General features: G+C 38.0%; 10 protein-coding genes. 7 read left to right on the top strand and 3 right to left on the bottom strand.

Translation table 11 applies throughout. From position 1 onward, the window contains the following. The first annotated feature begins 92 nt into the window (after positions 1-92). The 3 genes from ACFIJ0_RS01515 to ACFIJ0_RS01505 all read left to right on the top strand — a co-directional run bounded on the left by ACFIJ0_RS01515 (position 93) and on the right by ACFIJ0_RS01505 (position 6,221). Positions 93-920, top strand: a complete 828-nt coding sequence (locus ACFIJ0_RS01515) for a uracil-DNA glycosylase family protein (RefSeq protein WP_375644061.1) — start codon at positions 93-95, stop codon at positions 918-920. A gap of 69 nt (positions 921-989) precedes the next feature. Further along, complete coding sequence (gene pepN / locus ACFIJ0_RS01510; protein ID WP_375623439.1) at positions 990-3,614, top strand: aminopeptidase N; 2,625 nt, start codon at positions 990-992, stop codon at positions 3,612-3,614. Between the two features lie 285 nt (positions 3,615-3,899). Next, a complete protein-coding gene (locus ACFIJ0_RS01505; RefSeq protein WP_375644060.1) occupies positions 3,900-6,221 on the top strand; it encodes an ATP-binding protein in 2,322 nt (773 codons plus the stop codon). On the opposite strand, the gene ACFIJ0_RS01500 is transcribed toward ACFIJ0_RS01505, so the two are convergent. Continuing rightward, positions 6,218-6,742 (bottom strand): methylated-DNA--[protein]-cysteine S-methyltransferase, encoded by a 525-nt coding sequence (locus tag ACFIJ0_RS01500; RefSeq protein WP_375623435.1) that lies wholly within the window; start codon positions 6,740-6,742, stop codon positions 6,218-6,220. The genes ACFIJ0_RS01505 and ACFIJ0_RS01500 overlap by 4 nt on opposite strands. A gap of 444 nt (positions 6,743-7,186) precedes the next feature. Between ACFIJ0_RS01500 and ACFIJ0_RS01495 the strand changes: the two genes are divergently transcribed. From ACFIJ0_RS01495 to ACFIJ0_RS01480, 4 genes are all read left to right on the top strand, one after another. Further along, positions 7,187-7,315: a hypothetical protein gene (locus ACFIJ0_RS01495; protein WP_375623526.1), complete on the top strand. Its 129-nt coding sequence runs from the start codon at positions 7,187-7,189 to the stop codon at positions 7,313-7,315. 240 nt (positions 7,316-7,555) lie between these two features. Beyond that, positions 7,556-11,041: a carbamoyl-phosphate synthase large subunit gene (gene carB / locus ACFIJ0_RS01490; RefSeq protein ID WP_375623433.1), complete on the top strand. Its 3,486-nt coding sequence runs from the start codon at positions 7,556-7,558 to the stop codon at positions 11,039-11,041. 246 nt (positions 11,042-11,287) lie between these two features. Next, positions 11,288-11,497 carry a cold-shock protein gene (locus ACFIJ0_RS01485; RefSeq protein WP_012754908.1) on the top strand — a complete coding sequence of 70 codons (210 nt, stop codon included), beginning with the start codon at positions 11,288-11,290 and terminating at the stop codon, positions 11,495-11,497. A gap of 321 nt (positions 11,498-11,818) precedes the next feature. Further along, the gene (locus tag ACFIJ0_RS01480; RefSeq protein ID WP_375623431.1) at positions 11,819-13,021 is read left to right on the top strand and encodes a pyridoxal phosphate-dependent aminotransferase; all 1,203 of its coding nucleotides are present in this window, start codon (positions 11,819-11,821) and stop codon (positions 13,019-13,021) included. Positions 13,022-14,169: 1,148 nt separating this feature from the next. Here the strand turns inward: ACFIJ0_RS01480 and ACFIJ0_RS01475 are convergent. Together ACFIJ0_RS01475 and trxB are read right to left on the bottom strand one after the other, a co-directional pair. Next, positions 14,170-15,075, bottom strand: coding sequence for a LysR family transcriptional regulator (locus tag ACFIJ0_RS01475; protein WP_375623429.1), 906 nt, complete (start codon positions 15,073-15,075; stop codon positions 14,170-14,172). 42 nt (positions 15,076-15,117) lie between these two features. Next, positions 15,118-16,074: a thioredoxin-disulfide reductase gene (gene trxB, locus ACFIJ0_RS01470; protein ID WP_375644058.1), complete on the bottom strand. Its 957-nt coding sequence runs from the start codon at positions 16,072-16,074 to the stop codon at positions 15,118-15,120. Between the last annotated feature and the right edge of the window lie 154 nt (positions 16,075-16,228).

Raw genomic sequence — 16,228 nt, 5'->3', positions numbered from 1 at the left:
TTCTTATCCATTAACGGCTCGCGAGTACATTTATAAAACTTGAAGGATGATTTTGTTTGATCTATAATTGCTAGATCATTAGAAAAAATAAAATGTTAAATCAGATGCCGTGCCCAATTGCCTATGAAGAACTCTTAAACTTTTATAAAGAAAGTGGTGCGGATGCTGTTCTGACAGATTTTCCTATTGATCGTTTTAAGCAGTCTGCTTGTTCAGAGAGAAAATTAATATCTGTCGTGAACATTTCTCATAATCAACAAACATCTCCCACCGTAAAATTAGATCATCATCCGCTGCATAACTCTAGGGCTATACAAAACGAACCCACAGCTATAGAGAGTGCAAAAAGTGCAAAGACACTTGATGAATTAAAATCTGCTCTCCTTGCATTTAATGGCTGTTCATTAAAATTGACCGCAAAAAATACCTGTTTTTCAGATGGAATAGCAGGAAGTCCCCTGATGCTTATAGGTGAAGCACCAGGACGAGAAGAGGATATACAAGGAATTCCTTTTGTGGGAAAAGCAGGGATGTTGCTTAATAAAATCCTCGCATCAATTGGCTTAACAAGAAATAATGTTTACATTGCTAACACTATTCCTTGGCGTCCACCAGGAAATCGTACACCAACACCAAGAGAAGTTGCCTTGTGTCGCCCTTTTATTGAACGGCACATTTATTTAGCGCGTCCTCGTGTACTTATAGCACTGGGAGGCATTGCTGCACAGTTTCTTACGGGATCTCAAAATGGGATTATCCGAACACGAGGAAAATGGCATATTTACGAAAGTGAGGATAATATAAAAATACCTGTTATGCCAACTTTCCACCCTGCCTACCTTCTCCGAACCCCTAGTCAAAAAAAACTTACATGGATAGACTTCTTAGAAGTAAAAAATCGCCTCGATAGCCTTTTGTAATTCTTTAATCTTCTTTGACTCTAAAATTAAACACCTTCTTTAACTCTTAAAATATGAATGGGAACAACTATGGAACAGCCAACAACATCTATTTATCGTTTGGAAGACTACCAGCCAACCCCTTACGCTATCCCTAAAACACAACTTTCCTTTCAATTAGCCCCAACAAAAACCTATGTTACAGCCATATTGTCTATTGAATCCCGTCACAATACAAAAGAATTAACACCTCTTGTTCTTTCTGGCGATGATCTTACTTTAAGTTCCGTTTCTATTAATGATGAAACATTAGCCCCAAACACCTATAAAGTAACGCCTTCACGTTTAGAAATTACAACGCCACCAGCGGCTCCTTTTACATTGAAATTGGTTACGGAACTGAATCCTGAAAGCAACCGCCAACTTATGGGCCTTTATCTTTCAAATGGTGTTTATTGCACACAATGCGAATCGGAAGGTTTTCGTCGTATTACTTATTTTTACGACCGCCCAGATGTTCTTTCTACCTATAGAGTAAAAATTGAAGCAGATTCCCAAATCCCAATCTTGCTTTCAAATGGTAATCTGGTGGAAACAGGGACTTTGGAGAATAATCGCCATTTTGCCATTTGGGAAGATCCTTATCCCAAACCATCTTATCTCTTTGCTTTAGTAGGTGGAGATCTTGATAAGTTAGAAGACCATTTTACAACTGTATCTGGACGACGTATCGAGCTTGGTATCTATGTAGAAAAAGGAAAAACCAAACGCGCAACCTATGCAATGGATGCTCTTAAACGTTCCATGCGTTGGGATGAACAATGTTTTGGGCGTGAATATGATCTTGATGTTTTCAATATTGTTGCTGTGTCCGACTTTAACATGGGAGCAATGGAAAACAAAGGACTTAACGTTTTTAATGATAAGTATGTTCTTGTCGATCCTGAAACAGCAACCGATCAGGATTATAGAAATGTTGAACGTGTCATTGCACATGAATATTTCCATAATTGGAGCGGCAATCGTATTACCTGTCGCGATTGGTTTCAACTCTGTTTAAAAGAAGGATTCACTGTTTATCGTGATCAGGAATTTTCATCAGATCAAAATGTACGCAGCCTACAGCGAATTGAAAATATAAAAACATTAAAAGCTACTCAATTTGTCGAAGACGCTGGTCCCCTCGCTCATCCTGTACGCCCTCGTCAATATAGCCAAATTAACAATTTTTACACCACAACTGTTTATGAAAAAGGTGCTGAAGTTGTTCGCATGATACGGACTATTTTAGGACCCTCTCTGTTTCGTAAAGGTACTGATCTTTATTTTCAACGTCATGATGGACAAGCTTGTACAATTGAAGATTTTATCGCTTGTTTTGCTGAAGTATCTGGTCAAGACTTCTCCCAATTCATGTTGTGGTATGAACAAGCCGGAACACCCAATGTAGAAATCAATAGTCATTATAGCGATGGTGTTTTAACAATTCATGCAAAGCAACAGGTTCCCACAACCCCACAACAAAATACAAAAAAGCCCATGCTTATCCCTATATTATTTGGCTTGTTGGGACCTAATGGAGAAAACCTCACCTATGAAGCGGATACAGATATTCAATCAAATGTTATGCTTTTATCCAAGGAAAGCCAAACGTTTACATTAAAGAGTCTGCGTGAAAAACCTATTTTATCACTGCTTAGAGACCTTTCTGCGCCAATCAACCTACAAACTCCATTCAATGAAAGCGAACTTATTTTTCTTGCACAACATGATGACAATCACATCAATCGCTGGCAATCTCTTAATCATTTAATGACGCAAGCTTTGATTCAAAGCATTCAAGATAAAACACAAGCACAAGAAACAATCCCCTCTGCTTTGCTAAACCTAATTGAAAAGATTATAACAGATGAAAGCTTAGAGCCTGAATTTCGTGCCTTCTGTTTAAATTTACCTAGTGAAGTTGAGCTTGCCCATACAATCGGTAAAAATATTGATCCAGATCGTATTCACTATGTACGCAATCAGTTTTTAACTTCACTTGCACAAACACATCAAAAAATCTTAACAAAATTTTATGGGCAAATGCAAATCAAAGAGCCCTATTCACCAAACGCTGCACAAGCTGGGAAACGAGCATTAAAGAATATAATACTGGATTATCTTTCCATTACTGAAGCCAATCCAAATCGTGCTGCCATACAATATGCAACAGCTGATAATATGACTGACCGTATGGCTAGTATCGCTGTTCTCGTGAAACATTTTAATGAAAGTGAGCAGGCACAAAATGCCTTAAATGATTTTGAAAACCGCTATCGGCATGATCCTTTGGTCATGGATAAATGGTTTTCTATTCAAGCAATGGTTGCTGGCACATCAACGCTTGAGAATGTTCAAAAGCTCATGCAACACCCGCTATTTTCACAAAATAATCCTAATCGTGTACGTTCCCTAATCGGTGTCTTTGCCTCTAACAATCTCACGGGCTTTAACAGAATGGATGGAGCGTCTTATCATTTTCTTTGCCAAATCATTTTGGAAATTGACAAAAAAAATCCACAGCTCGCTTCACGATTATTAACAACGATGCGCTCTTGGCGACAATTAGAACCCATTCGACAACAAAAACTTGAAACTGAATTAAAAACGATTGCTGCTGCGCCAAAATTATCAAGCGATGTCGCTGATATCATCAATCGTCTGCTCACTTGAAACGAAAATTTATTTTAAATCAATATTCTATAATATTTTTTAAAATAAATTCTACAAACTATTTGATCATCATTAAACCTATAAACAGGCAATCTAAGCCTGTTTATAGATCATATTTAAAGTGCCTTTTCCTTTTCATATTCCAAGTTCATAGAAGTAAAATTATTTTTTAAAAAAAAAGACTGGACAGAAGACTCCTGTTTTGATTCATTGCACTCGATGGGGTTACTATGAATATCGAAGCAGTTTTAAAATCACATTATTCCGGAATTAAAGGAAGAAGAGATGGCTAAATTGGACGCATATAATGCGCCAAGAGAGATATATGCTGATTCAAAATCGAGCGCTCCAAGTCATAAAGCGCAGAAAAAACGTATTCATCTGCTTTCTGGCTCTGCTTATCAAAAGATCCTCTTTATTGAACCTTGGTTGCGTCGCTCACTTCCATTTGTCATTGTAGCATTTCTTATTGTACTTGCATCAATTCGTTTTGTATCACTCTATGATTGGCATAACATGATTGATAAGAACACGCGTTCTACCATCACTCTCTTAGCTTCTCATATTACCAATACAATTAATCATGACTTACTGGCTGCTTCTCAAAAAGGAAAAGTCTCTGCCCTTTCTCATACTCATTTGCAAAATATCCTCACCACTTTTCGTAATCAAGATCTTATTAATCCTAGCACTCTGATCGCCATTGTTGATCAAAAAGGAAATGTCTTAGCTTCATCCAGTTCAGAGATTGCTTTAGGAAAACCTTTACAAGACTTTATCTCTGACAGCATTGCTTTACAATCTCTTGGACAGCACGTTGGAATTATGAAAATCACAATAGGAAAAAATGTCCCTGCTCTTGCTTCATTTCACCAAACAGAAAATGGGCAATATGGCGTATTCATTAGCGAAAAGATGCAAGATAGCGCCATGAAATGGCGGAAAATTCTCTCATTAAATATAACCCTGTTCATTGGAACTAGTGGCGTTATCCTCGCTCTTCTTTATGCTTATTACAACCAAATTGTACGAGCACGCAAAACGGATCTTGTTTCAGAAAAAATTCAAAACCGTATTGATATGGCAATGATGCGTGGACGCTGTGGACTATGGGATTGGAATATGGCAAGTGGACGCGTCTACTGGTCACGAGCAATGTACGAAATGCTCGGCTATGTCCCTCAAGATGCATTGCTCTCAATTTCGCAAATTAGCGCCATTATCAATCCAAATGATGCAAATTTTTTTGATCTTGCTCAGGAATTAATGAGCGGTAAAAAAAAGCATATCGATATTAACGTTCCCATGCGCCATGCCGATGGACATTATGTCTGGATGCGCATTCGTGCCGAAGTTACTGAAGAAGAAGAACCCCATTTGGTTGGTATTTCCTTCGATATTAGTGAACAGCGACAATTAGCTGAACAAACAGCGCAAGCCGACCTTCGTATCCGTGATGCAATTGAAAACATTTCAGAATCTTTTGTCTTGTGGGATTCAGAAGGACGTTTAGTCATGTCCAACAGCAAATTTTGCGAATATGCCGCTATTCCTAAACAAATTCTACAATCAGGTATCCAACGTGCAACTGTCGAAGCCATGGCACGCCCTGCTATCAGTGAATATCCCCTTAAAGATGATGGTACTGGTAACTTAACCAGTATTCGCCAAACGGCAGATGGTTGTTGGCTTAAAATTAACGAACGGCGAACCCAAGACGGAGGATTGGTTTGTATTGGTACTGACATTTCTGAGCTTAAACAACAACAGGAAAAATTTGAAGATAGTGAAAGGCGTCTTTTTTCTTTCATTCAAGAACTCAAGCGCGCGCGAGGGAGTGCTCAACAACGTGCAACAGAAGTTGAAAAACTTAATAAAAGTTTGAAAGCAGAAAAAGAACGCGCCGAAAGTGCTAATAAAGCTAAATCAGAATTTTTAGCCAATATGTCTCATGAATTGCGCACGCCACTGAATGCTATTCTCGGTTTTTCAGATATCATGTTGCAATCGACTTTTGGCCCTCTTGGTTCACAACGCTATAACGAATATATGCATGATATTTACAATTCAGGAACCCATCTTCTAACCCTTATCAATGATATTCTTGATATGTCAAAAATTGAAGCTGGAAGATTTACGCTTGATTGTAAAAATACTGATCTTGAGCCTATCATTAGTGAAGCAGTACGAACACTAACGCCTCAAGCTCAAGAAAAAAATATTGTTGTTACAACAAACATTACCCCAGAACTTCATGCTGAAGTTGATGGTCGTGCAATGAAACAGATTTTCCTTAATCTCATCTCTAATGCCGTTAAATTTACGCCTTCTGGCGGAAATATTGATGTCTGCGCTTTCAAGAAAAAAAATAACCTTATTTTTAAAATTACAGATACAGGTGTTGGTATTCCTCAATCAGCAATTAAAAAACTTGGGCAACCTTTTGAACAAGTCGAAAATCAGCTTACTAAATCTCACACGGGCTCAGGTCTTGGCTTAGCTATTTCACGCTCCTTGCTAGAACTCCACAAAGGAAAACTTGAAATTACTTCAAAAGAAATGAAAGGGACAACTGTAACTATTATAATGCCCATCACACAAAGTTAAATTTCTTCATTTTGTTCTCGTTGTAGCAAAATCTGTTTCCGTTTGTCCCCCCAACGATACCCTGAAATAACACCATTTTTACGCACAACACGATGACAAGGAATGATAACAGCCAATTCGTTACGCGCACACGCATTAGCAACGGCACGAAAAGCGTTCGGTATACCAATACGGCACGCTAAGACTTCATATGAAATTGTTTCACCACATGGTATATCACATAATACTGCCCATACTTGTCGTTGAAAAACTGTACCCTTTATATCTAAGGGAAAATTATATTTTTTTACCAACTTAGGTGTTTCTATCATGGCTATAATATGAGCAATCTCTCTCTTAAATGTATTGTCACCTACAACTTGTTGTACATTGCCAAAACGTATCGTAAACTCCTGTAATAATTGCTCTATAGTGTCTCCTAACGCTATATGACAAATCCCTTTTTGAGACCTAGCTACCAAAAGCTTTCCTATTGATACATCTTTCAGACAGAATACTCTCGTTTGAGAAATGTTCCGCATTTTAGCCTTTTTTATATTTTAAAAAGTTTTGAACATCATCCATAAAGTAAAGGAAGAGTATTCACTATATTTAAAAACAAACAAAATCATTCTGAAATTATCTCCTTAGCTATTGTATTAAAATACACTCTCACCCTTTTACGAAATGGAAACATATATAGATTGACTTTCTTCTTTCCCTAAAACGGAAACTTCGGTCAGAGCCGTTCTATCAAAAATCTTGCTTTTTATCTAACAGATTCCAACTGAGACCATTTCATATGGCTTATTTCATAAGCTCTCTATAGATAAATACTGTCCTGAATTCTATCATATACTCTAACAAAAAACACCTTAATCTGGTAAATTTTCATACCTTATATCACAGCTCTAAACGCAATATTTCACGGAACAACAAGATAAACTTCCCATTTCATTTTACGAAATCTCATCGAACCATAAATAATGGCTTATGTTTTACAAGCAACAGAAAAAGCACGCGCGCTCTTAGGCAAACAACGTCATAAAACACAAAATATGCCGGCAAGAGACTGGAAAGATGTTCCGGCTTTTTATTCTCCACAGTATGCTTGAATATTCTAATTTGTTGGAGCTCTACTATTATTTTTTTATCAAAGGTCATACTTTTGATAAACTGGGGGGATGACTCAACTCAAAAAAGAAATTTATCTTCAATTTTATGAAAAAAAGCATGGAAAAGGTATTTTAGTGCTTACTTTCTTTGTCACTTAACTTATAAAATGACTGTAGCCTCAGAACTGAAATATTTTGCCCGCAAAAATCGCGCACAGATATTTGTCATAGGAAAAAGCCATGCCCAAACGCACAGATATAAAATCTATTCTTATCATCGGAGCAGGACCTATTATCATTGGTCAGGCATGTGAATTTGATTATTCCGGCACACAAGCCTGTAAAGCATTAAAAGAAGAAGGTTATCGAATTATTTTGGTAAATTCTAATCCTGCTACGATTATGACAGATCCAGATCTAGCTGATGCAACTTATATAGAGCCTATTACTCCTGAAATAGTTGCCAAAATTATTGCCCACGAACGTCCCGATGCCCTTTTGCCCACTATGGGAGGACAAACTGCCCTCAATACTGCTTTATCATTAAAGCGTATGGGTATTTTAGACCGCTATCATGTTGAAATGATAGGGGCCAATGCTAATGCTATTGATAAAGCTGAAGATCGTGCTTTATTCCGCCAAGCGATGGCAAAAATCGGTTTGGAAACGCCACGCTCTATGTTGGCCAATGCAACAGAACTAAAAGAAGAAAATCGCCGACAGCACGCAAAAACGCGTACTGAACTTAAAGCAAAACTTTCTGGTGCTGCACTTGACAAAGCACTCGAAGAACTTGAGCGCAACTGGCGACATACCGAAACTGATCGCAAACAACATTATATCGCTCATGCAACAGCAAAAGCAGTTCAAGCTCTTGATGTTGTTGGACTTCCAGCTATTATTCGTCCTTCATTTACCCTTGGTGGAACCGGTGGTGGAATCGCTTACAATCGTTCTGAATTTTATGAAATTATCGAACGCGGTCTTGAAGCTTCGCCTACAACAGAAGTTTTAATTGAAGAAAGTGTTTTAGGGTGGAAAGAATATGAGATGGAAGTTGTTCGTGATAAGAACGACAACTGTATCATTGTTTGTTCTATTGAAAACATTGATCCAATGGGGATTCATACCGGTGATTCGATTACTGTAGCACCTGCTCTCACCTTAACAGATAAAGAATATCAATGTATGCGTAATGCTTCGATTGCTGTTTTGCGTGAAATTGGTGTTGAAACGGGGGGATCCAATGTACAGTTTGCTGTCAATCCTGAAAATGGGCGCCTCATTGTTATTGAAATGAATCCGCGTGTTTCTCGCTCTTCAGCGCTTGCCTCAAAAGCAACGGGATTTCCCATTGCCAAAGTAGCAGCTAAACTGGCTGTTGGTTATACACTTGATGAATTAAAAAATGATATCACGGGTGGTGCAACACCAGCATCATTTGAACCTTCTATTGACTATATTGTGACAAAAATTCCTCGTTTTGCTTTCGAAAAGTTTCCCGGTTCATCACCTGTTCTCACAACTGCGATGAAATCTGTAGGAGAAGTCATGGCAATTGGACGCACTTTCCAAGAATCATTACAAAAAGCACTCCGTGGACTTGAAACAGGACTTACGGGTCTTGATGAAATTGTGATTCCAGAGCATGCTGAAGGTGATGAAAAAAGTTCTATACGCTCAGCCATTGCCATACCAAGCCCTGATCGTCTACGCTATATTGCTCAAGCCATGCGCACGGGCTTACCCTTAAATGAGATTCACCAAATTAGCAAAATTGATCCGTGGTTTTTAGAACAAATAGCCTCCATCATTGAAATGGAGAAACGTATCCACATTCATGGATTACCTAAAGACGCAGATAACTTACGTATGTTAAAAGCTATGGGATTTTCAGATGCGCGATTAGCCTCCCTTACTGGAAAAGAACCCGATTATATTGCAGCTTTACGCAAATCACTGAATGTTAAACACGTCTTCAAACGGATTGATACTTGTGCCGCTGAATTTTCTTCTCCTACAGCCTATATGTATTCAACATATGAAGTTCCCTTTGCAGGTGTAGAGCACTCGGAAGCACACGTTTCTGAACGCAAAAAAATTGCTATTTTAGGCGGTGGACCAAACCGCATTGGGCAAGGTATTGAATTTGATTACTGTTGCTGCCACGCTGCTTTTGCACTGCGTGATGCAGGCTTTGAAGCGATTATGATTAACTGTAATCCTGAAACAGTTTCAACCGACTATGATACCTCTGATCGCCTTTACTTTGAATCTTTAACAACAGAAGATGTTATCGCTATTTTAGAAGCAGAACAGGAAAAAGGAGAGTTGGTTGGAGTCATCGTTCAATTTGGCGGACAAACACCCTTGAAATTGGCAAGCGCTCTAGAAAAACACAACATTCCCATCCTAGGTACTTCACCTGACGCTATCGACTTAGCAGAAGATAGAGATCGCTTTCAAAAACTGTTATTTAAACTTAACTTAACACAACCTAAAAATGGTATTGCCTACTCCATCGAACAAGCAGTCCTCATTGCCCACGAACTAGGCTTCCCATTGGTTGTACGTCCCTCTTATGTTTTAGGAGGACGTGCTATGCAAATTATCCGTGATGAACGTAGCTTACAAAATTATTTACTTGAGAGTGTTCCTGAATTAATTTCAGAAGATATCAAAGTCCGTTATCCTAACGACACAACAGGACAAATCAATATATTGCTTGGTAAAAATCCGCTTCTCTTTGATACCTATTTAACAGAAGCAATTGAAGTAGACGTTGATTGTTTATGTGATGGCAAAGAAACATTGATCGTTGGTATTATGGAACACATTGAAGAAGCTGGCATCCACTCTGGTGATTCAGCATGTTCTTTACCAGCCCGTACGCTCTCAAATAAAATAGTTAGTGAATTAGAGCGCCAAACCAAAGCATTAGCACAAGCACTTCATGTTCGCGGCTTAATGAATGTACAATATGCTATAAAAGATGACACCATTTATGTCTTAGAAGTCAATCCCCGTGCTTCACGTACCGTTCCATTTGTTGCAAAAACGATTGGTCGCCCTATTGCTAAAATGGCTGCACGTATTATGGCAGGAGAAACGCTTCACGATGCTCTTCAAGCTTATGGTGGATTACCTTCTTTGCAGGAAAAACAACATATTGCCGTCAAGGAAGCAGTGTTTCCTTTTGCTCGTTTTTCAGGTGTGGATACACTTCTTGGTCCAGAAATGCGCTCAACCGGTGAAGTTATGGGACTTGACTATGAATTTTCGCTTGCTTTTGCTAAAGCCCAACTTGGAGCTGGTGTAAAACTCCCTAAAGAGGGGACTTTGTTCGTTTCTGTAAGAGATGAAGATAAAAAACGCATCTTAAATCCTGTAAAACGTTTAACTGAGCTTGGCTTTTCTGTTGTCGCCACAAGTGGAACACAAAAATTTCTCACTGAACACCACGTTGAAGCAAAAAAAATCAACAAAGTTCTAGAGGGACACCCTCATATTGAAGACGCTATTCGTAATCGCCAAATTCAATTGATTTTTAATACAACTAGCACCGCCAGTGCCATCTCAGACTCAAAATCATTACGTTATGCAGCACTCATGCAAAATGTTCCCTATTATACAACAATAGCTGGAGCCGAAGCTGTCGTAGAGGCGATTAAAGCACTCAAAAAAAGGCGCCTTGAAGTACGTTCACTACAAAGTTATTTCAGTTGAATTTTTTCTACTCAGCAAAATGTACACTGTTTTCTTATTTTTTCTTTATATAAAAATTGATTAAGACTTGCTTTTTGTTCTAAAGACTTTTATAGAAGCTTTATCGAATTTTCGGTTACGTGACTTTCTTTCCTGTGCAATCTGCACTTTTGACGAAACTTCTCCCACCTAATTTCGATCTACAACCGTATTGAAGGAATGAAAGCTTCAATACTCAATATAATTATATATTCTAAGGAGTTTCCTATGTCTACAGGAACAGTTAAGTGGTTTAATACAACAAAAGGTTTTGGATTTATTCAGCCTAGTGATGGTAGTGCAGATGTATTTGTACACATTTCTGCTGTTGAGCGTTCTGGTCTAAACAGTCTTAATGAAGGGCAGAAAATTTCTTATGATGTTCTTCAAGATCGTCGTTCAGGAAAATTTGCCGCTGGCAACCTTGCAGCCCTTTAAAGTTTAAATTCTGCAATATTTTATTTAAAAATCTTCGTCTGTAACGACGAAGATTTTTTTATTTTGTATAAAGCATCATTTTTCCTTGTTAGAATAAAAGATTGCTTATCTCCTTTGCACAATTTATCAAACCTCCTTTATACTTCTTCAAAAACTTTCATAAAATCTAAGAAGAGATTATCTTGTAAAAATCTCAAAAAAGAAGAATGTAAAGCCCGTGTAAGAGTATTTTGGAAGTTTTTTATTGCATACAATATAATCTCTTATAAAATATCCTTAAAGCAATGACCATTTGTTGATATAATATAAGGATTTAAAATTATGGCTTTTATTGCCGACAAACTGTCTCGTATCAAACCTTCTGCAACAATTGCTACTTCCCAAAAAGCCCGTCATTTAAAAACTTTAGGGCACAACGTTATTGCTTTAAGCGCTGGAGAGCCAGACTTTGATACCCCAGACAACATCAAAAACGCGGCCATTGAAGCTATTCAAAGAGGAGAAACAAAATACCCTCCCATATCTGGAATTCCAGAATTGCGCCAAGCAATTTCTGCAAAGTTTAAAAGAGAAAATAACCTTCTTTACCAGCCAGAACAAATTATTGTTGGTACCGGTGGAAAACAAATTCTCTTTAATGCATTCATGGCAACTTTGAATAAAGGCGATGAGGTCATCATTCCATCCCCTTATTGGGTTAGTTATCCAGAAATGGTCGCACTCAACGATGGTACGCCTGTCTTTTTAGAAACAAAAGCTGAATTTTCTTATAAACTCCAACCACAAGAGCTAGAAGCTGCCATTACCCCCAAAACCAAATGGTTCATCTTTAACTCTCCTTCAAATCCATCAGGTGCCGCTTATACACATAATGAATTGAAAAAACTCACAGATGTTTTAGTACAATATCCTCATGTTTATATCCTTTCCGATGATATATATGAACATCTCACATATGAGGGTTTTACCTTTGTTACTCCAGCTCAAGTAGAACCAGCGCTTTATGAGCGTACACTCACAATGAATGGTGTTTCCAAAGCCTATGCGATGACGGGATGGAGAATCGGCTATGCAGGTGGACCACAAGAATTAATTAAAGCTATGGATACCATTCAAGGTCAGCAAACATCTGGAACAAGTGTCATTTCACAATGGGCTGCTGTTGAAGCACTCAATGGGCCACAAGACTTTATCGCTAAAAATAAAAGTATTTTTCAAGCACGCCGTGATCTCGTTGTTTCCATGCTAAACCAAGCTCCTGGCATTCACTGTCCAACTCCCGAAGGTGCTTTTTATGTTTATCCTTCTTGCACAGGACTTATTGGAAAAAAAACACCCAACGGTCAATGTATTACGAATGATGAAGACTTTGCCATAGCGCTTCTAGAAACAGAAGCTGTTGCTGTCGTTCAAGGATCTGCTTTTGGACTTGGATCAGCTTTTCGTATTTCTTATGCAACATCAGAAAAATTACTTGAAGAAGCTTGTATACGTATACAGCGCTTTTGCAACAGTTTAATTTAAAATTTTTAATATCATCTCTTGTGATCGTTTTTTTGCCGAATGTCAGTATATCCGAGAAAATATAGGCAACTGTATCATAGTCTGAATCAATCGATTCAGCAAAAATGTCCATGAATAAACACAACAATAGAGGCTGTAGATAAAGATCAAAAAAATCTAACGATCAAATAAATGAATCGGTCTATTATCATGAGAGATGAAAAACCTATTCTGCTTTCTCTATTCAATTTATAACTTTAAAAAAGATCGAGCACTTTTAAACACAATTGCCCTTATAATCAACGGCCCTTACAATCAAATCTTTTCTATCTCTCGGCTTCTTCTTCGTCCTAAAATGAAGAAGAATCCACCTCCCATCATTATATAAACAATCCAGTTTCCTTTAAGTTCTATTTAATAACTACTTGATTTACTTCATAGGCTTTATGAACAAGAGCTGCCTTAAATATTCACCTCACACTCTAATAAAAAGCACTTCATGTATAAAGTTTTAAATATTTTATATCACGCCCCTAAAAGACAGACTTTTATGGTACAACAGGATAAATCTCTCTCAAACTCCTCATTGAATTTTAGTATTCTTAAAAAATTGTTGGGTATCCACAAGTTTCTAAATTTTTTTCTTATCATCTTCCCAGATATTGCAATTTCTAGGAACTATTTCAAAAATAAATAAAAAAAAGCCGGACATATGTCCGGCAAATTTGGAAAATCCTCAGAGATAAAATCAATCTGATAGATCTTCGTAAGGGAACACTCAAGAAAATGCACTGGGAAGCAACATAATCAAGAGATAGTATTCTATGTCATTTTATAAGAAGAAGTACAATAAAGACTTAAGCGTATCTGCTATGCAATAAAAACATAGCTTTCAATTTGTCTTCATCATGTACCACTCTCTTTAATTAAATATAAAAATGTAAGCTACACCATCACACGATTGTGCGGTTTTCAATATATAATAACCCTCACATTTGCTAGCATTCATAAAAAACTTTTATCCCTTCTCTACACGGATTCCCTCCACTTTTAATGTGCAACGAATAATTTTTATTGATTCAATTATGGGCAAATTTGAAACGAAAGAATATTAAGGAGTCTCAAATTGCAAAACAGTTAATTATTCCTCATAAATTAAGGCATTAACATTAAAAAGACCACTGACGGGCTTTTAAAAAAATATAATCTCGAAAAGCATTTAACCTTGCCAAATTCTTTAAATTATAAGGATAACAAAAAAAAGTATCAAAAGAAGGAATATCAACCATATCAGGAAAAAGACGCACCAAATGCTCATCATTATTGACGATATAATCAGGCAGCACAGCAATCCCAAGATCACGCATAAGCGCATTCTTTATTGAGATGATATTGTTGATTTGTAGAACTGAAACGCGCAATGATCCATCACTTCTACCAGCCTTTTCCAACCAATTTAAACCAGACAAATAAGGTGGGACAGGTTCACCGAACGAAATAATACGATGTTCATCGAGATCAGACAATTTTTCCGGCTTTCCATAATTTGCAATATACTTTTCCGAAGCATAAACATGCATATGAATTGTAAAGAGTTTTCTTTGTATAAGATCAGGTTGTTGGGGTTGATGTAAGCGAATAGCACAATCCGCATGACACATTGTCAAATCAAGCTCTTCATCGGAAAGCAAAAGCTGAACCTGCATATCAGGATAAAGACTAAGGAATTCTGGCATACGCTCTGCAATCCACCCTGCTCCCATTCCAAAGGTCGAGGTCACACGCAAGTGCCCCGTTAGTTTTGCATAGCTTTCACTTAATTGCAAACGTACACTTTCAAGCTTCATCAAAACATCATGAGCTGTACGATAAAGAGTTTCTCCCTGTTCTGTAAGAACCAAACCACGCGCATGACGCTGAAATAAGGATACCCCAACCTCTTGTTCTAAAGCCGAAACCTGTCGTGAAACGGCTGATTGAGATAAATGAAGTTTTTGCGCAGCATGCGTAAAAGATCCCGCTTCTGCTGCAGCGTGAAAAACCCTTAGCTTATCCCAATCCAACGGTGGCGCCACAATTAATTCTACCTCTAGATTCTCTATGTTCTCAATGAGTTGCTAACGCTTAAGTATATCCAAAAACCGTTCTGCTTCCAACGCTGCCATACATCCTCTTCCCGCAGCTGTTACAGCTTGGCGGAATGTTTCATCTGTTACATCCCCAGCAGCAAAAACACCAGCAATGCTTGTTGCTGTTGAGTCCGGCACTGTCCATAAATAGCCTCCTCGTTTTTGTTTCAACTGTCCTTCAAACAGAGAAACAGCAGGATCATGCCCAATGGCAATAAATATGCCCTCTGCATTCACTTTCATCTCGTGACCTGTCTTAACATTTTTCAGACGTGCCCCTGTTACAACAGCCCCCATTGAATCTTGAGCTGGCAAACCAACAATTTCTTCCACCACATGATCCCAAATGATACGTACGTTCTTGCATGCAAGCAACCTATCTTGCAAAATTTTTTCTGCCCGAAAATGATCTCGGCGATGAACCACGCTTACACTTTTAGCCAAATGCGATAAATAAAGTGCTTCTTCAACAGCCGTATTTCCTCCTCCCACGACAATAACGTCCTTATCACGGTAAAAAAAACCATCACATGTAGCACAAGCGGAAACACCACCGCCCATAAAGGTCTGTTCACTTTCTAAACCAAGCCAGCGTGCTTGAGCTCCTGTTGCAATAATCAGTGCATCACAAGAATATTGTGTTCCTGAATCCCCATATAAGACAAAAGGATACTTCAACAAATCAGCCTTTATAATTGTATCATAGACAATTTTTGTCCCCATATTCTCAGCTTGTTTCGCCATTCGTTCCATCAACCATGGTCCTTGAATGGGATCTGCAAAACCTGGATAATTCTCAACATCAGTTGTAATTGTTAATTGTCCACCCTGCTGCAAGCCCGTCACCAAAACCGGCTTAAGCATTGCTCTTGCTGCATAGATCGCCGCTGTATAACCAGCCGGACCTGAGCCTATAATCAGCAGACGAATATGCGATTGTATCATTAAATCCCCTTCACTTTATTATAACTTAATTATTCTATAAATGATAACGGAAGGCAGCCTTTTAAAAAAATATTTTTCAAAAGCCTCAATTATGTTATAGATACTTCTTTTCAAGTTTTATGAAAAGGTCTGATTACCAATTCATCAAGGCATG

The organism is Bartonella sp. OC68QHHN, assembly GCF_042193875.1.
In the GTDB taxonomy this organism is placed as follows: domain Bacteria; phylum Pseudomonadota; class Alphaproteobacteria; order Rhizobiales; family Rhizobiaceae; genus Bartonella; species Bartonella grahamii_A.
Note: the sequence above shows the minus strand (reverse complement) of the source record. Positions and strands in the feature narration are given on the sequence as shown.

What these genes read in the sequence shown, in the direction of transcription:
- ACFIJ0_RS01515 (WP_375644061.1), top strand. Translation starts at nt 93, where the DNA reads ATGTTAAATCAGATGCCGTGCCCAATTGCCTATGAAGAACTCTTAAAC.
- pepN (WP_375623439.1), top strand. Translation starts at nt 990, where the DNA reads ATGGAACAGCCAACAACATCTATTTATCGTTTGGAAGACTACCAGCCA.
- ACFIJ0_RS01505 (WP_375644060.1), top strand. Translation starts at nt 3,900, where the DNA reads ATGGCTAAATTGGACGCATATAATGCGCCAAGAGAGATATATGCTGAT.
- ACFIJ0_RS01500 (WP_375623435.1), bottom strand. Translation starts at nt 6,742, where the DNA reads ATGCGGAACATTTCTCAAACGAGAGTATTCTGTCTGAAAGATGTATCA.
- ACFIJ0_RS01495 (WP_375623526.1), top strand. Translation starts at nt 7,187, where the DNA reads ATGGCTTATGTTTTACAAGCAACAGAAAAAGCACGCGCGCTCTTAGGC.
- carB (WP_375623433.1), top strand. Translation starts at nt 7,556, where the DNA reads ATGCCCAAACGCACAGATATAAAATCTATTCTTATCATCGGAGCAGGA.
- ACFIJ0_RS01485 (WP_012754908.1), top strand. Translation starts at nt 11,288, where the DNA reads ATGTCTACAGGAACAGTTAAGTGGTTTAATACAACAAAAGGTTTTGGA.
- ACFIJ0_RS01480 (WP_375623431.1), top strand. Translation starts at nt 11,819, where the DNA reads ATGGCTTTTATTGCCGACAAACTGTCTCGTATCAAACCTTCTGCAACA.
- trxB (WP_375644058.1), bottom strand. Translation starts at nt 16,074, where the DNA reads ATGATACAATCGCATATTCGTCTGCTGATTATAGGCTCAGGTCCGGCT.